Raw genomic sequence first — 16,070 nt, 5'->3', positions numbered from 1 at the left:
GCGACGACCCCTTCCCCACGGAGAACCCATGGACGCTGCCCGCATCCAGGCATTGATCGAAGCCGGCCTGCCCGGCGCCCGGGTGGACGTGCGCGGCGATGACGGCGTTCATTTTGAAGCCGAGGTCATCTCGGCACAGTTCGCCGGCAAGCTGCCGCTCGCCCGCCACCGCCTTGTTTACGCCACCCTTGGCGATCTCATGGGCGGGGCCATCCACGCGCTGGGCCTGAAAACCCTTACCCCGGAAGAAGCCGCCGGCCGCCCCTGATCGCGCCGCGCTTCCCCTTTTAGAAAGGCAAACCATTCCATGGCAAAGATCCTTATCAGCGGCGGCCAGCCGCTTAACGGTGAGGTGAGCATCAGCGGCGCGAAGAACGCCGTGCTCCCCATCCTCGCTTCCTGCCTGCTGGCCGATGAGCCGGTCAGCATCGGCAACGTGCCGCACCTGCACGATGTCACCACCTTTATTGAACTGCTGGGCCGCATGGGTGTGCGCGTTGTCCTCGATGACCGCATGAAAATGCACATCGACCCGCGCCCGGAAAATTCCTGCGTGGCGCCGTACGAGCTGGTGCGCACCATGCGCGCCTCGATCCTCGTGCTCGGCCCGCTGGTGGCGCGCTATGGCAAGGCCGAGGTTTCCCTGCCGGGTGGCTGCGCCATTGGCTCGCGTCCGGTCGACCAGCATATCCGCGGCCTGCAGGCGCTGGGCGCCGAGATCACGGTCGAGAACGGCTTCATCAAGGCGAAGGCCGGCCGCCTGAAGGGCGCCCGCATCGTCATGGATATGGTGACCGTCACTGGCACGGAGAACATCCTGATGGCGGCGACGCTCGCCTCGGGCACCACCATTATCGAAAACGCGGCCCAGGAACCGGAAGTGGTCGACCTGGCCCACTGCCTGATCGCCATGGGCGCGAAGATCGACGGCATCGGCACCTCCACGCTGATCGTGGAAGGCGTGGAGCGCCTGCACGGCGCGCACTACGAAGTGCTGCCCGACCGCATTGAAACCGGCACGTTCCTGGTCGGCGCCGCCATGACCGGCGGCAAGGTGCGTGCGCGCGGCGCGCGTGCCGATACGCTGGATGCGGTGCTGCAGAAGCTGGAAGAATCCGGCGCGCACATCAGCACCGGCAAGGACTGGATCGAGCTGGACATGCAGGGCCGCCGCCCGAAGGCCGTTAATCTGGTGACCGCCCCGTACCCGGCGTTCCCCACCGACATGCAGGCGCAGTTCACCGCGCTCAACTGCGTGGCCGAGGGCGTGGGCGTCATCACCGAGACCGTGTTCGAGAACCGCTTCATGCACGCGCTGGAACTGCAGCGCCTGGGTGCCGATATTCGCCTGGAAGGCAACACCGCGATCATCACCGGCGTGCCGAAGATGAGTGGCGCGCCGATCATGGCGACCGACCTGCGTGCTTCCGCGTGCCTGGTGCTGGCCGGCCTGGTCGCCGAAGGCGACACCACCGTGGATCGCGTGTACCACATTGATCGTGGCTACGAGAACATCGAGGAAAAGCTCGGCGTGCTCGGTGCCCGCATCCGCCGCCTGCCGAGCTAAGCCAGGTAGCGGCAACGCGCCTGCCGGCTCCTAAGGGGACGACAACAAAAACCCGCCTTCGAGGCGGGTTTTTTTTGGCTGGCTTATTTGCCTTCGAACTTCACCAGCTCGAGCGTCAGGTCACCGCCATCCTTCTGCGCCAGCTTCACCGGCACCGGATACTTGGCGGGCACATACCACGCGCTGAAGCCACGATCCTGGTCGGTGCGATCGACTCGCGTAGCCTGGAACGTACCGGCAGGAACGGTGACCTTTTCGTTCGCGGCGACCTTGAACGACTGCGTTTCCACCGCCTGCTTCACGCCGACGGGGAAGGTGGCTTCCTTCGCGCCGCCGTGCAGCGCCACGCCAAGGGCCAGCGGCAGTGTGTTGCGCTCGACCATGCCGGCCGGGGCGGTGTAGTTGAAGGTCTTGCTGCCGTTATCGACGACGGTGACGGCATTGCCGTTTACCGTGAGGTCGCGCGTTTTTTCCTTGAACGCGCTCAGCTTGTACTTGTAGGACACGGCCTGCGGCACCTTGCCGGCCCAGGTGAAACGCGACACTTCGGAGCTGTTGGCACCGAGCGCGGCAGCAAGGCCCGCGGTGCCCTGGGTCGTATTGGAGTACTCGAACTGCCCATTGCCGGCTGGCTTGAGCGTGAGCGTGGCGTTGCCTAGTGGCGAACCGCCCTGCAGCACGTTGTAGGTGGCGGTGAACGACTGCGGCACATCCGCGGCGAACGCGGCGGCGGGCAGGGCGAGGGCCAGGCCAAGGCTGGCGCGGAGGAGGGTGGTCTTCATGCCCCGAGTTTAAACCGGGCGGCTGAACGACGGATCACCTGAACTCGCCATGCGGCATTCTCCGTGTAGGAGCGCGCTTGCGCGCGATGGGTGCTGCGGCCACGTGGATCGCGCGCAAGCGCGCTCCTACAGGTGCGTGATGTCCAGCGGGCAGGTGAGCGGGGTGCCGTCGAAGAGGGGCTGGCCGTTCCAGCGCAGGCGGCCGGTGGCAATGGCGCCGACGACGGCCGGCAGCAACTTGTGTTCTTCGACCAGCAGGCGTTGCGCGAGGGTTTCTTCCGTATCCGCAGGGCCGACGGCAATGCGCGCCTGTGCCACGACAGGGCCGCCATCCAGCTCGGCAGTGACGTAATGCACGCTGGCGCCGTGCTCCGTATCGCCGGCCTCAAGGCAGCGGCGGTGCGTGTGCAGGCCCTGGTACTTCGGCAGCAGGGAAGGGTGGATGTTGATCGCACGGCCGGCCCAATCGGCCACCACGGCGGCATCGATGATGCGCATGTAGCCGGCGAGCACGAGCAGGTCAGGCTGGGCGTCGGCCACGGCGCCGAACAGCGCGCGGTCGAAGGCCGCGCGGTCCGCATAATCCTTTGGGCTAAACGCCACCGTGGGAATGCCCGCATCGCGGGCCACCTGCAACGCGCCGGCTTTCGCCTTGTCGCTGCCGACCAGCACCATGTCTATCGGCAAGCGTGCCGCGATGAGCGCGGCCAGGTTGCTGCCGCGCCCGGAGACGAGCGCGGCGACGCGCAAAGGGCGATCCACGGACTTGCTCAGGCGATATGGACGCGCTCGTCGCCGCTGGCGGCAACGACCGAGCCGATGACCCAGGATGCCAGGCCATGGGCTTCAAGCGCGGCCTTGGCGGCCTCCACCTGGCCCTTGTCGAGCAGCACGGTGAAGCCGATGCCGCAGTTGAACGTGCGCCACATTTCTTCGCGGGCCACGTTGCCTTCGCGCTGCAGCCACTGGAACACGGGCGGCAGTTCCCACGCGCTGGCATCGATGGACAGGCCAAGGCCGTCCGGTACCACGCGAATGATGTTTTCCTTCAGGCCGCCACCGGTGATGTGGGCCATGCCATGCACATCCACCTTGCCGATGAGTTCCAGGATCGGCTTGACGTAGAGCGTGGTCGGCGCCATCAGCGCATCGGCCAGTGTTACGCCACCCACGTCGGTATCCAGCGGTGAACCGGCGCGCTCAAGGATGCGGCGGATGAGCGAGTAGCCGTTCGAGTGGGGGCCCGACGAGGCCACGCCGAGGATCACGTCGCCTGCCACGATGTTCGAGCCGTCGTTCATGGCGGACTTTTCGACCGCGGCGACGGTGAAGCCAGCCAGGTCGTATTCGCCCGGCGCGTACATGTCCGGCATTTCGGCGGTCTCGCCGCCGATCAGCGCGCAGCCTGCCAGCTCGCAACCGCGGGCGATACCGCCGACGACCGCTGCGGCGGTATCCACATCGAGCTTGCCGGTGGCGAAATAATCGAGGAAGAACAGCGGCTCGGCGCCCTGGACCAGCACATCGTTGACGCACATGCCGACCAGGTCGATGCCGATGGTGTCATGGCGGCCCAGTTGATGAGCCAGCTTGAGCTTGGTGCCCACGCCATCGGTACCCGAGACCAGCACCGGTTCCTTATAGCGGCCGGAAAGGTCGAACAGGCCGCCAAAGCCGCCCAGCCCGCCCATCACTTCCGGGCGGAAGGTGCGCTTGACCATCGGCTTGATGCGCTCGACGAGGGCATTACCGGCGTCGATATCGACGCCCGCGTCGCGGTAGGTGAGGGAGCCCTGGTCGGAGGACATAAGCGGTTCCGGCACTGATGGAAACGCGCAATGATAGCAGCAAGCCGGCCACCGGATTGGGGCCTGCACGCGCTTTGGATGGACGCCATGCCAAGGTTTGGGCAGACTTCCCGCCTCCCCAGCAGCGATGCCATGACTATGCGCGCAGCCCGTTCACTCGCCTTCCTGATGCTTTTCCTGCTGGCCGCCGTGGGTCCGGCAGTGGCTCAGACCGCGATGTATACGGTATCGGTGCCCGTGCCGGATACCAGCGCGGCGGTGCGCGACCAGGCCTTCGGCAACGGCCTGACCCAGGTGTTGGCCCGGGCTACCAACGGCGCTGACCCGCGTACCAAGCCGGGCTATGCCGATGCCATGAAGCAGCCGGGCGGCCTGGTGCAGCAGTACCAGTACCAGCGCACGGGCGGCGCCAACGGTGCCCCGCTCGCCCTGGAGATCACCTTTGACCCGGGCGCGATCCGCCGGGTGCTGGCCGTGGGCGACGCCGCGGCCGCCGCGCCCAAGCCCCCGGTCCTGGTCATTGCCCACGACGCAGCAGGCAAGCCCCTGAACATGCAGGACCTGGCGCCGCTGGCCCAGATGGCCGACGCGCGCGGTTACCAGATCGTCACGCCCAAGGCCGATACGCCGGTGGATGCCAAGGCGATCGCCGCCGGCGATACCTCCGCGGTGGCCGGGGTGGCTCGCCAGTACAACACCGCGACGGTGCTGGTGGGTACGGTGCGTGACGACGGGACGGACTGGACCCTGGTGAACGCCGGCCGTGTTTCCAGCTGGGCCGATAGCGGTGAAGCGCGCGCCGCCCTGTTGACCAACGGGGCCAACGCCATGGCCGATAAGCTCGATCGCTCGTTCGCGGCCGCCGCGGGTGGCAGCACCAGCGGCAAGGTGTGGGTATCCGGCCTTCGTTCGGCTACCGATTACGCGGGCCTGCTGGCTACGTTCGAGAACGATCCTTCGGTGAAGACCGTGGTGCCGGTAGGCGCAACGGCGGATGGCGTGCTCTTCAGCGTCAACGCGAGCGCACCGCTGGCCCGCCTGGTGGCCGGTTACGCCGCCGGCGGCCATGTGCTGGCGGCCGATGCGCACGACGGCGCCGACCTTGCCGTCCGCTGGGTACCCTGACCGATGACCCACGATAATTCACGCCGCTGGCAGATGCTGGCGCTGGTTGGCCTCGTCATTTTCGTGATCTGGCTGCTCGCGCCGGTGCTCATGCCGTTTGCCCTGGCCGCCATGCTGGCCTACCTGGGCGATCCGCTGGCGGATCGCCTGCAGCGGCTTGGCATGGGCCGCACCTGGGCGGTGAGCATCGTGTTCACCGTGATCATCATTATTTTCGTTGGCGTGCTGCTGTTGCTGGTGCCATTGATCCAGCACCAGGTCTCCAACCTTATCGATAACCTGCCGCATTACGTGGAGTGGGCACGCAGTGTGGCGCTGCCGTGGGTGCAGCAGCGCCTGCACCTGGAGGCGGATACCTTCGATAGCGACAAGGTGCTGGCCGCCATCAAGGAGCACATCGGCTCCATCGGCAGCATCGCGGCCGCCACGATCACCAAGGTGACCCAGTCCGGCATGGGCGTCATCACGTGGATGACCAACGCCGTGCTGATTCCCGTGGTGGCGTTCTACCTGTTGCGCGACTGGGACACGATGATCGCGCACATCCAGCGCCTCATCCCGCGGTCGGTCGAGCCCACCGTGGTTCGTCTCTCGCGTGAATCCGACCAGGTGCTCGGCGCCTTCGTGCGCGGCCAGTTGCTGGTGATGCTCGCCCTGGGTGTGTTCTACGGCCTGGGCCTCACGCTCGTGGGCATCTCCATCGGCCCGCTCATCGGCATGGTCGCGGGCCTGCTCAGCTTCGTGCCCTACCTTGGCTTCATGATCGGTTTCGTGGCCGCGCTGGTGGCTGCGCTGGTGCAGTACGGCGACTGGACCCACGTGATCCTCGTGGGCGTGGTGTTCACCATCGGCCAGCTGTTGGAAGGCTACGTGCTGGTCCCCCGCCTGGTTGGTGGGAAGATCGGCCTGCACCCCGTGGCGGTCATCTTCGCCGTACTGGCCGGTGGTCATCTGTTCGGCTTCCTTGGCGTGCTGCTGGCGCTGCCTGCGGCCTCGGTGGTTGTCGTGTTGCTGCGCTACGTATTCGCCCGGTACCGCGAAAGCGATCTGTACATGGAGCCGGCATCCGGCCGCGATGAGCGAGCACTCGATGTCGAAGTGGATGTCGATGTGGTCGTGAACGAGCACCGCGGCAAGCCACCGTTACCTGACGACAGCCCATGAGTACGCAGTTGCCCCTCGCGCTGCGCTGGCCACGTCGCCAGCGCTTTGAACATTTCCACGCCGGCGAAAACGCCGTGGCGGTGGAGGCTGTGCGTGACGCGGCCCTGAGTGCTACGGCACCCTGGGTCTATGTTTCCGGCACGCTGGGCAGCGGGCGCACGCACCTGTTGGTGGCCGCCTGCCAGGCCGCGATCGATGCGGGCAGGAGCGCCCAGTACCTGCCGCTCGCCGGCCTGCGCGGCACGCGTGCGGCGGCCATTCGTGGGATGGCCGGCAGCGATCTGCTGGCGATCGACGACCTGGATTCCATCGCGGGTGACCCGGATGGCGAGCACGCCCTGTTCGATACGTTCAACAGTTACAAGGCGGATGGCTGCACGTTGTTGTTTGCGGCCAACGTGGCGCCTGCCGCGCTGGACATTGCGCTGCCCGATCTTCGCTCCCGGCTGGGCTCGTTGACGCAGGCAGTGCTGAAGCCGCTGAGCGATGCCGAACGACGCCAGGTGCTTCGTGATCACGCGGCTGGCCGCGCCATCGAGCTTGACGACACGGTGCTCGACTGGTTGTTCGCGCACCACCCGCGCGATCTGGGCGCTCTGCTGGATCTGCTCGATACGCTCGACCGGGCGACGCTGGCGGCCCAGCGCCGCGTGACCGTGCCGTTCCTGCGCAACCTGCTGAAATCCGACTAGACCCCGATCTCCTGCAGCAGCTGCATGTGTTGCCAGTCGTTGTTGCGCACGCCATAGACTTTGAGCAAGCGCGATTCGGGCCAGTGCTCAACGATCAGGTAAGTGCGTTGCGATGCGGACCCGCTGATGAAAACCGGCACATCGCCCCACTGATCACGGGCGTATTCCACGCCCATATCGCGGTGGAAATGCCCGGCAAATACCGCCTTAACCCGGTGCTTCCCCACCAGTGCCCGCAACGCATCGGATGGGCCGTTGGTCCAGGCGTAAGGCTTGTGCGTGTGGAGCAGTACGAAGTCGGCCGCCAATGGTTGATCCCACTCTGCAAGCTTCTGCTCGAGCCAGGGTAGCGATGAGGTCACGTGGTACTCGTACCGTGCGGAGAAAATATCCGCGGTGAACGTGGGTGAATTATTGAGCTGGATGTTCACGGTGCGTCGCCAGCCGTCGGCCAGGAAACCGTAGGCCCAGCTTCCCGACTTCCCGACGGCATGTCCCCATCCGTACGTGCGCTGGTCCATGCCCAGGATGCGGTTCTTTTGCTGGTGGCCGCGCACATGCGCGGAAAGAAGATCCAGCGATTCCATGGCGCAGGTGAGCACCTTGCACGGCACGTTGTTGCGCAGGTTGTTTTCGTAGTCGTGGTTGCCCAGGCCCAGGTACACGTTATCGCCGAGGATCCGCAGCAACTCATCCATCTTCTGGTGTTCCCACACGAAGCCGTGCGAGGTGAGGTCACCATTGACGATGACCGGAATGGTTTGCAGCGGGTATGCCGCGCGAAAGTGCACGATGCTTTCGTATTGCTCACGTACCAGCGCTTCGGCGAGCGCTTGATCGGTATCGCCACCGCGGTCGGTTTCGTCCGTCCATGGGTATTGCGGATCGGAGGTCACGACCATGCGCGCCGGGGTTTCGGCGTGAGTGTGAGTGATGGATGCAGCCAGAAGGATGGCCGCGAGGCGGCGCAGTAGTGGGGACATGGCACATTCCTTGTGTCGTCGATAGGGGCGCGGCGAAGGCCGCGGATGACACCTTATCGAGGGAATGGCCGTCCCGGAATGAGGGCGATGCCCTCATTCCGTGTCAGCGAATGACTACGCTGGGCTTAGACGCCCAGCAGGCGGGGTGTGGCGTTGGCGCCGATCACTTCCGTCATGGCGGCAGCGACCTTATGGTTTGCCGCGATGATGTTGCCGTTCTCCGGCAGGCCTTCACGACCCGCGAAATCGTTGTAGACGCCACCGGCTTCGCGCACCAGCAAGGCACCCGCAGCCATATCCCACGGCTGCAGGCCCGGCTCGAAGTAACCATCGAGACGGCCCGCGGCCACGTAGGCCAGATCGAGCGCGGCCGAGCCCATGCGGCGGATATCTTCCGCTTCCTGGAGCAGGGCCTGGGTGATCTGCAGCTGCGATTCCAGGTGGTTGCGCACGCGGTACGGGTAGCCCGTGCCGAGCAGCGCGCCGCTGATGCCATCACGGCGGCCGACGCGGATGCGGCGGTCGTTGAGGTAGGCACCATCGCCCTTGCTCGCGGTGAACAGCTCATCGCGAAGGGGATCGAACACCACGCCGTAGACCGGCTCACCCTTTTCGACCAGGGCAATGGAGACGGAGAAATGCGGGATGCCGCGCAGGTAGTTGTGCGTGCCGTCCAGGGGATCGATCACCCAGGTGAGCGGGCCCTTGCCGATCTGGCCCGATTCCTCGGCCATGATCGCGTGCGTGGGGTACGCGCGGCGGAGTTCCTTGACGATCTCGGCTTCGGCGAGGCGATCGACCTCGGAGGCGAAGTCCATCCGCTGCTTTTCGACGACCGAAAGGCCTTCGATGCGGTTCATGTAGCGCAGGATGATGTTTCCTGCAGAGCGCGCGGCGCGCGCCGCGACGTTGACGGCGGGTCTTGGCATGGGGATCGACTTGGCAAAAGAACAGGGGAAGCGGTCGAAAGCCGCATCGGTCGGGCAGTTTAACACCGGGGGCGCGTTCGCCCAAGTCACGGGCCGGTGTAGACTTTCCGGTCCCTAGAGAACCGGCTCCCCCTGTCCATGGCCCTGCCGCCGCTGCACGATCGTTTCCGCTTTGTCCTCGTCCGGACCTCCCACTCGGGCAATATCGGCTCGGCGGCCCGCGCCATACGGACCATGGGCTTCGATCGCCTGACCCTGGTGGCCCCGCATCGCTTCCCCGACCCCGAGGCCACGGCCCTGGCGGCCGGCGCCGACGACGTGCTTGGCCAGGCGGCGGTGGTGGACGACCTGGTGGCAGGCCTGGCGGGCACGACCTTTGCCCTTGGCCTGTCGGCCCGCCGCCGCGGGGTGAACCTGCCGGAACTCGATCCGCGCGAGGGCGCGGCCCAGGCCATTGCCGCCGCCCGTCGCGGCGAGAACGTCGCCCTGGTGTTCGGCAACGAGCGTACCGGCCTGGAAAACGACGAGCTTTCCCGCTGCCACGCCATGGTCCGTATTCCGAGCGTGGACGATTTCAGCTCGCTGAACCTGTCGCAGGCTGTGCAGGTGGTGGCCTACGAGATCCGTACGGCCCTGCTGGCGGACGAGGCGGCCGCCGCGCCGGCCCCGGCCGAAGCCGAGGGCGAGGTGGATCCGGATGAAGTGCCCGCCGATGCCGAGCAGGTGGAGCGCTTCTTCACCCACCTGGGCGAGACCCTGGACGATATCGAGTTCCACAAGGGCCGCTCGCCGGTCACGATCATGCTCAAGCTGCGCAAGCTGTTCCTGCGCGCCCGGCCGGAGCTGCGCGAGCTGCGCATCCTGCACGGCATCCTGGCCGATGCCCAGCGCATGGCCGAGCTGGCCAAGAAACGCCGCGACTAACCGTATCGTATTGGCTGATGCCCCGCCTGTAGGAGCGCGCTTGCGCGCGATGGGTGCTCGCGACACCCTCCAACGCGCGCAAGCGCGCTTCTACAGCATGTCGCGGAAGAACGTGAGCAGGGCGTGGCTGAAGGTGGCCGAGAGCGCCACCATCGCCCCGGTCGCGATCCACACCGCCAGCACCAGCACGCCATCCCGCTCGATCAGCGCGATGGCGAAGGCGATAAGTATGGCGCCGAACAGGTAGTTGGTGAACGGGATCGGCAGCGCGAGCAGGATGCCGATCAGGATCATCACCGCCCCCGAGACGAACGTGAAAGGGCGCCGGGTGAGGCGTTGCAGGCGAGGCTTGCATACCTTCTCGAGCCGCCGGGTGATCGGCGTGATCCGGTCAAGGAACCGTAGCAGGCCTTCGCGCGACAGGGTCCGCCGTTTGAGGAATCCCGGAATCCAGGGGTGTTCCAGGCCAAACAGCATCTCTAGGCCCAGGCCCACCACCAGTACCCCCATGACCCCGCCGATACCGAGTGGAACGGGGATGAAATTGGGGATGGCCAGCAGGAGCAGCAGGAAACCGAACGCCCGGCGCTTCAGTGGTTCCAGCAGCTGCTCGACCGTCATGCGGTCGTCCGGCGCCGACGCCGCAGCGGCCCGGAGGAGGGCGGTGGTCTTGTCTTCGCGGGCTTCGCTGGCGGTCATGGATCCAGCGTCGCCAGAGGGCCTTGAACGGCGGATGAGTGACCCCGGCGAAAAACGGCTACGGCTCGTCGTCGAGCGCGTCCGGCAGCCGGCTCACCAGCACCTTGTCGATGCGGGCGCCATCCATGTCGACGACCTCGAAGCGCAGCCCCTGCCATTCGAACGACTGGCCCGCGTGGGGAATGTGCCCGAAGCCGGTCGTGACCATGCCGGCGACCGTGCGGAAATCGTGCTCTTCCTCGTTGGGTAGCCGGTCCAGCTGGAGCAGCTCGCGCAGGTCATCGGCGGGAAGCGAGCCATCCACGAGCCAGCTACCGTCGTCGCGGCGGACGATCGGGCCATCATGCGTGGTGTCGTCCGCTGCCGGGGCAGTGGCGCCGACCACGGCGGACAGCAGGTCGTTGAGCGTGACCAGGCCTTCGATGTCGCCATATTCGTCGACGGCCAGGGCGAGCTGCGTGTCCGCATCGCGGAACGCCTCCAGCAGGTCCAGTGCGCGGGCGGTGGCCGGCACGAACAAGGGCCGGCCGACGTGGGCGAACAGATCCACCTCGCCCAGCTCGAGCGAGCGGATCAGCGATTTGACCTCGACGGTGCCGACCACATCGCTCTCATCCCGGCGGTACACCGGGTAGCGCGAGAACGGTGTCTGCCTGAGTACTTCCAGGTTGTCCTCGCGCGGTGCCGCGATATCCAGCCAGGCGATCTTCATTCGCGGCGTCATGACCGAGCCCACGGTGCGGTCGCCCAGGCGGAGCACGCGGTTCACCATGTTCCGTTCATCGCTATCGAGAATGCCCTGTTCGGCACTCTCGGCGACCAACAGGCGGATTTCCTCTTCGGTCGCGGCGTTGGCCCCCCGGCGGTGCAGGCGTAGCAGCTTGAGGATCCCCGTGGATACGTGGTTCAGCAACCACACCAGCGGCAGGGTGATACGCGAGACGACCAGCATGGGCACGGCGATCTGGCTGGCGATCTTCTCCGGCGCGGTAAGCGCAGCGCGTTTGGGCACCAGCTCGCCCACGATGATCTGGACCAGCGACATGAGCAGGAAGCCGGCCAGCCAGCCCAGCACCCGCATATAGGGTTCCAGCCAGGCCGGCCCATCGCCGTGGATCAGCTCGGCGAAGTGTTCGGCCAGTTTGTCGCCCGCCAGGGCGCCCGTGACCAGGATGATCAGGGTCATGCCGACCTGCACGGTCGACAGAAAATGTTCCGGGGATTCGGCCAGTTGCAGCGCCACCCGCGCACGGCGGCTCTCGCGCGCCATCTGCTTCAGGCGGCTTTTGCGCGAGGCCACTACGGACATCTCGGACAGGGCGAAGAACGCATTGCCGAGGGACAGGAGGAAGACCAGCAGGAGTTCGGTGAGCATGTGAAGGGCTATATACCAGACACGGCCGGTAAGGTCTTGCCGGACGGATACACCAAGGGCGCCGCGAGGTCCGGTAACATAAGCGTCATATTCCCCGATGATTCCCCAGGCAACCCCATGTTTTCACTCCAGACCATGTTCGGTAAGGGCGACAAGTTCTACGGCCTGCTCGAAGAGAGCGCCGAAGCCGCCCGCGAGAGCGCCAAGGCCATGCACGACCTGGTGACCCGCGCCGACCGTTCGCCGGTCATGGCCGCGTTCACCACCACCCGCGCCCGCGAAAAGGCACTCCACGCCCAGATCGGCGAGGAACTGGTGAACACCTTCGTGACCGCCCTGGACCGCGAAGACATCGAGGCGCTGAACTCCGCGCTGTACAAGATTCCCAAGACCATCGAGAAGTTCGCCGAACGCTACGTGATCGTCGCCGATCGCCTGCAGGGTGTGGATTTCGCCCAGCGCGCCGTGCTCCTGCAGCAGTCGGCCGATGTGGTCGTCGAGATGATTGCCCAACTCCGCCAGGGCCTGAAGATCGGCCCGGTGAAGAAGCTCCGCGACCAGCTGCATGCCCTGGAAGCCGAGGCCGACCGCCTCCTGCTCGATCCCTACCGCACCCTCTACGCCGAGGCGTCGGATCCGTTGCGCGCCATCCTGGCGAAGGACCTCTTCGAGCTGATCGAGAAGGCCGTGGACAAGTGCCGCGACGTCGGCAACGTCGTCTACGCCATCGTCCTCAAGAACTCCTGAGGACGGGCGTCCCATGAGCATGGTTATCGCGGTCGTCCTGATCGCCCTTGCGTTCACCTATATCAACGGCTTCCACGATACGGCGAACTCCATTGCCACCGTGGTTGCCACCAAGGTGCTGACGCCGGGCCAGGCCGTCCTGCTGGCGGCAGTCACCAACCTGGCCGGCGCCCTCTGGGGCACCGCCGTGGCGGCCACCATCGCCTCGGGCCTCATCGATACGGGCGTGGTCGAGGTGGGTTCGCAGTTGCTGATCAGCGCGCTGTTGGGCGCCACGATCTGGAACCTCATCACCTGGTGGCTGGGCCTGCCTTCCAGCTCCAGCCACGCGCTGGTCGGTGGCCTGTGCGGTGCGGCGCTGGCGGCATCGCAGGAAAACATCCACTCGATCATCTGGTGGCAGGGTGGGGCGCATTGGTGGATGGGCAAGGGCGTCGTGCCCAAGGTCATCGTGCCCATGATCGTGTCGCCCTTCCTCGGCTTCGTCATCGGCTTCCTGCTGATGGGCGCGCTGTATGCGCTGCTGGGCTGGTTCTCCAGCCAGAAGGGCTACCTGCACCGGTTCGGCCGCACGCCGTTCGTGAACAGTTTCTTCGGCAAGGCCCAGATCGTGTCGGCCAGCGCCATGGGCCTGTCCCACGGCATGAACGATGCGCAAAAGAGCATGGGCATCATCGCCCTGGCGCTCGCGGGTGCCACAGCCGCAGGCCAGTTCGATCACCTGCCGGCGTTCCTGTCCTTCCTGCGCATCCCGCACGACCCGGCCGCGGCTGGTGGCTTCCCCATCCCGATCTGGGTGAAGGTGGTTTGCGCCCTGACCATGGCGGGCGGTACGGCCGGTGGCGGCTGGCGCATCATCAAGACGCTGGGCCACAAGATGGTGAAGCTGCACCCGATCAATGGGTTTGCGGCGGAGGGCAGTTCGGCGGCGGTGATCCTGACCGCGTCGGTGCTCGGTATTCCGGTCTCCACCACGCACAACGTGTCGGCATCGATCATGGGCGTGGGCGCGGCCAAGCGCTTCAACGCTATCCGCTGGTCGGTGGTGGAGCGCATGGTGTGGGCATGGATCCTGACCCTGCCGATCACGGCGGCCATCGGCTACGCGCTGGTGAAGCTGGGGCACCTTTTCTAAGCTTCTTTGCGTGGGGGCCGGCTCGCCTTCGGCTTCGCGCTAGCGAATCGGTTCATTCGCTGGCGCGAATGCGTGTTTCCAGCGGCTTGCGCCGCCTTGCTCTGGGTGTCTTGAGGCCAAGAGCCGTCGGTGCCCACCCTCGCTGCTCAGACAGGTCCTCCGCGTTCGGTGCGGAGTGCGCCTCCGGCGCATGGTTTATCTACGTGGCGTAGCTTGACGCGTCACCGCTCTGTTGGCTTATCGCGCGCAAGCGCGCTCCTACAGCCTCGAGGGTAGGCACCGACGGCTCTTTTCATCACTGAGGTTGCGTGCCGGCGAGCTCGTCGCTCACACGCCCGGCCCCGTAGGAGCGCGCCTGCGCACGACCAGGCAGCGCAGCGCTGGCGCTATATCGCCTCACTCGGCAGCGACCGTACACGTCGTCGCCACCTGCGCCGGACTCGCCGTCACCAATGGCCCCATCGCCAGCCTGCAGGTCAGCGCGGCAGCGGTAAAGACGGTCTTCACCAGGAAGGCGCACGTCGATCGCAGACAACGCCGCGGCTCTCCCATCCATCAACCTCATGGATCAAAAGAGCCGTCGGGGCCCACCCTCGAGGCGAGTTTCGGAGGCGAGGGTGACGGACGGGAACAGCCGCCGCAGGCGGGAGCGGGCATGGATGCCCGCTCGTTTTTGATCGAGGCACGGAGGCCGAGTCGAAAACCCCCGTCCGGCACCCGGTTCGCCGCCGTAGGCCAAATAAGTACATGGCCGCGGAGCGGCATCCTTGTCGAACGCTGGAGACCTGTCTGAGCAGCGAGGGTGGGCACCGACGGCTCTGCGCCTCAACACCACAAGAGCGAGGCGGCGCAAGCCGCTGGCTACATGCATTCGCAAAGCGAATGACCAGGTCAGAGAGCGTCGGCCTCGCCGTTGACGACCTGCTCGAGCTGGTCGCCCGTGGCGCCCAGCTCCTCGATCAGCCGCGCCAGCTCGCCCTCGTCCAGGTAGTCGTACGGCCGGTTCTCGCACAGGTGCAGGTACGGCGAACCGTCCAGGTCGGCCTCGGCCAGGTAGCCCGTGCGCTGTTCCCAGTTGAAACGCAGGCAGCGACGGGCATCCACGCCCGATAGCGGGCCAATCGGCGTGGACAGGCGCAGGAAACGCTGGCCATCGGAATCTTCCAGCTCAGCCAGGTAAATGCCCTGGTGGCGCCCATCGGGCAGCTCCAGGTCGAAGCTGATGATGTACGGCTCGTTCTGCCGTAATTTGTGGATGCCCCCGACATGGGAGCGGATCGCTTCGAAGTGACGCATGACCTTGCCCTGGGTCGCTAGCAGACCCCCGATGGTACGCTCGTCGTGTTTCGTTTGGCATGCACGAACCGACCATGACTGAAGAACTGGACGATGACGAAGCCCGTGCCCTGCGTGCACAACGCATTATTGAGGCCGTGGCCGCCATACCCCGAGGCCGTGTGGCCAGCTATGGGGCCATTGCCGCTCGTGCTGGCTACCCGGGCCGGGCGCGCCTGATCGGGCGGGTGCTGGGCGATGCGCCCAACCGGCTGGACCTGCCCTGGCACCGGGTACTCCGGGCGGACGGGCATATTGGCATCCCCGCCGGGACCACCGGTTACCGCGAGCAGTGCAAACGGCTGAAGGCCGAGGGCGTGACGGTGAAAAACGGACGCGTGCCCATGAGCGCGTTCGGCCTGGATCACGACCTCGACCGGGCCATCTGGGGTTTCCCCGGCGGCTAGCGGTACACGATATCGGTGACCCGCCAGCGGACCGCCGGGGAGCGGGCCATGGCGTAGGCGAGCAGTGGCACGCTGGCCAGGTGGCGGGGTGCCACAGCGCGGACCTCGATGGCGGCCGGGCGCAGGCAGGCGGGGTTTGGCCCCGCCATCGGGCAGGTCGGCTCGCGGATCCCCCCGGTGAACAGGATGTTGCCGCCGCCGGCCAAAGCCGGCGTGGCAACGAACGCGGACACGAGAAGCAGTAGTGCGATTCGCATAGCGGTAACCCCCTTGGCATGGGCCGAAGCCCGGGGTCATTACGCTCCCCGCGGCGAACGCGGGACAAGCGCTGACGGCTGAATGTGGTGTAGGCCTACGCTGATTCGAGTGTCTCGCCGTTCAGGGATGAGAGCCCCGTT

The 16,070-nt window shown here is 66.2% G+C and carries 18 protein-coding genes; 9 read left to right on the top strand and 9 right to left on the bottom strand.

The features are described 5' to 3' along the window. Window positions 1-28: 28 nt before the first annotated feature. Together ABIE56_RS12870 and murA are read left to right on the top strand one after the other, a co-directional pair. Window positions 29-268, top strand: a complete 240-nt coding sequence (locus ABIE56_RS12870) for a BolA family protein (RefSeq protein WP_247333343.1) — start codon at window positions 29-31, stop codon at window positions 266-268. Between the two features lie 39 nt (window positions 269-307). Continuing rightward, window positions 308-1,567 (top strand): UDP-N-acetylglucosamine 1-carboxyvinyltransferase, encoded by a 1,260-nt coding sequence (murA, locus tag ABIE56_RS12865; protein WP_429244184.1) that lies wholly within the window; start codon window positions 308-310, stop codon window positions 1,565-1,567. Between the two features lie 83 nt (window positions 1,568-1,650). On the opposite strand, the gene ABIE56_RS12860 is transcribed toward murA, so the two are convergent. The 3 genes from ABIE56_RS12860 to purM all read right to left on the bottom strand — a co-directional run bounded on the left by ABIE56_RS12860 (window position 1,651) and on the right by purM (window position 4,157). Next, window positions 1,651-2,349, bottom strand: coding sequence for a DUF3108 domain-containing protein (locus ABIE56_RS12860; protein WP_429244183.1), 699 nt, complete (start codon window positions 2,347-2,349; stop codon window positions 1,651-1,653). Window positions 2,350-2,475: 126 nt separating this feature from the next. After that, window positions 2,476-3,111: a phosphoribosylglycinamide formyltransferase gene (purN, locus tag ABIE56_RS12855; RefSeq protein ID WP_429244182.1), complete on the bottom strand. Its 636-nt coding sequence runs from the start codon at window positions 3,109-3,111 to the stop codon at window positions 2,476-2,478. An 8-nt stretch (window positions 3,112-3,119) separates the two neighbouring features. Beyond that, entirely contained in the window at window positions 3,120-4,157 is a 1,038-nt protein-coding gene (gene purM, locus ABIE56_RS12850) for a phosphoribosylformylglycinamidine cyclo-ligase (RefSeq protein WP_429244181.1), read from the bottom strand. Between the two features lie 132 nt (window positions 4,158-4,289). On the opposite strand from purM, the gene ABIE56_RS12845 reads away from it, so the two are divergent. Genes ABIE56_RS12845 through hda form a run of 3 tightly spaced genes read left to right on the top strand, consistent with a single transcriptional unit; the run spans window position 4,290 to window position 7,138 of the window. After that, the gene (locus ABIE56_RS12845) at window positions 4,290-5,282 is read left to right on the top strand and encodes a DUF2066 domain-containing protein (protein WP_429244180.1); all 993 of its coding nucleotides are present in this window, start codon (window positions 4,290-4,292) and stop codon (window positions 5,280-5,282) included. A 3-nt stretch (window positions 5,283-5,285) separates the two neighbouring features. Then, window positions 5,286-6,446, top strand: coding sequence for an AI-2E family transporter (locus tag ABIE56_RS12840; RefSeq protein WP_429244179.1), 1,161 nt, complete (start codon window positions 5,286-5,288; stop codon window positions 6,444-6,446). Next, window positions 6,443-7,138, top strand: coding sequence for a DnaA regulatory inactivator Hda (gene hda / locus ABIE56_RS12835; protein WP_429244178.1), 696 nt, complete (start codon window positions 6,443-6,445; stop codon window positions 7,136-7,138). Before ABIE56_RS12840 ends, hda begins: the two co-directional genes overlap by 4 nt. On the opposite strand, the gene ABIE56_RS12830 is transcribed toward hda, so the two are convergent. Both ABIE56_RS12830 and ABIE56_RS12825 read right to left on the bottom strand, forming a co-directional pair. Continuing rightward, a complete protein-coding gene (locus tag ABIE56_RS12830; RefSeq protein WP_429244177.1) occupies window positions 7,135-8,121 on the bottom strand; it encodes a metallophosphoesterase family protein in 987 nt (328 codons plus the stop codon). The two genes, hda and ABIE56_RS12830, sit on opposite strands and share 4 nt — an antisense overlap. Before the next feature lie 125 nt (window positions 8,122-8,246). Continuing rightward, the gene (locus tag ABIE56_RS12825) at window positions 8,247-9,050 is read right to left on the bottom strand and encodes an inositol monophosphatase family protein (RefSeq protein WP_429244176.1); all 804 of its coding nucleotides are present in this window, start codon (window positions 9,048-9,050) and stop codon (window positions 8,247-8,249) included. Window positions 9,051-9,188: 138 nt separating this feature from the next. On the opposite strand from ABIE56_RS12825, the gene ABIE56_RS12820 reads away from it, so the two are divergent. After that, window positions 9,189-9,974 carry an RNA methyltransferase gene (locus ABIE56_RS12820; RefSeq protein WP_429244175.1) on the top strand — a complete coding sequence of 262 codons (786 nt, stop codon included), beginning with the start codon at window positions 9,189-9,191 and terminating at the stop codon, window positions 9,972-9,974. Window positions 9,975-10,064: 90 nt separating this feature from the next. Here ABIE56_RS12820 and ABIE56_RS12815 read toward each other — a convergent pair whose 3' ends face one another. Then, window positions 10,065-10,673, bottom strand: coding sequence for an exopolysaccharide biosynthesis protein (locus ABIE56_RS12815; protein ID WP_429244174.1), 609 nt, complete (start codon window positions 10,671-10,673; stop codon window positions 10,065-10,067). A 58-nt stretch (window positions 10,674-10,731) separates the two neighbouring features. Beyond that, entirely contained in the window at window positions 10,732-12,048 is a 1,317-nt protein-coding gene (locus ABIE56_RS12810) for a hemolysin family protein (RefSeq protein WP_429244173.1), read from the bottom strand. A 117-nt stretch (window positions 12,049-12,165) separates the two neighbouring features. Here ABIE56_RS12810 and ABIE56_RS12805 point away from each other — a divergent pair, with 117 nt between their 5' ends. Both ABIE56_RS12805 and ABIE56_RS12800 read left to right on the top strand, forming a co-directional pair. After that, window positions 12,166-12,795, top strand: coding sequence for a DUF47 domain-containing protein (locus ABIE56_RS12805; RefSeq protein ID WP_429244172.1), 630 nt, complete (start codon window positions 12,166-12,168; stop codon window positions 12,793-12,795). 13 nt (window positions 12,796-12,808) lie between these two features. After that, window positions 12,809-13,930 carry an inorganic phosphate transporter gene (locus ABIE56_RS12800; protein WP_429244171.1) on the top strand — a complete coding sequence of 374 codons (1,122 nt, stop codon included), beginning with the start codon at window positions 12,809-12,811 and terminating at the stop codon, window positions 13,928-13,930. An 891-nt stretch (window positions 13,931-14,821) separates the two neighbouring features. On the opposite strand, the gene ABIE56_RS12795 is transcribed toward ABIE56_RS12800, so the two are convergent. Continuing rightward, window positions 14,822-15,226 carry a hypothetical protein gene (locus ABIE56_RS12795; RefSeq protein ID WP_429244170.1) on the bottom strand — a complete coding sequence of 135 codons (405 nt, stop codon included), beginning with the start codon at window positions 15,224-15,226 and terminating at the stop codon, window positions 14,822-14,824. 74 nt (window positions 15,227-15,300) lie between these two features. On the opposite strand from ABIE56_RS12795, the gene ABIE56_RS12790 reads away from it, so the two are divergent. After that, window positions 15,301-15,672, top strand: coding sequence for an MGMT family protein (locus tag ABIE56_RS12790; RefSeq protein WP_429244169.1), 372 nt, complete (start codon window positions 15,301-15,303; stop codon window positions 15,670-15,672). Here the strand turns inward: ABIE56_RS12790 and ABIE56_RS12785 are convergent. Next, complete coding sequence (locus ABIE56_RS12785; RefSeq protein WP_429244168.1) at window positions 15,669-15,929, bottom strand: hypothetical protein; 261 nt, start codon at window positions 15,927-15,929, stop codon at window positions 15,669-15,671. The two genes, ABIE56_RS12790 and ABIE56_RS12785, sit on opposite strands and share 4 nt — an antisense overlap. Between the last annotated feature and the right edge of the window lie 141 nt (window positions 15,930-16,070).

Origin of the sequence: Luteibacter sp. 621 (genome assembly GCF_050435445.1) — a bacterium.
Lineage (GTDB): Bacteria > Pseudomonadota > Gammaproteobacteria > Xanthomonadales > Rhodanobacteraceae > Luteibacter.
Note: the sequence above shows the minus strand (reverse complement) of the source record. Positions and strands in the feature narration are given on the sequence as shown.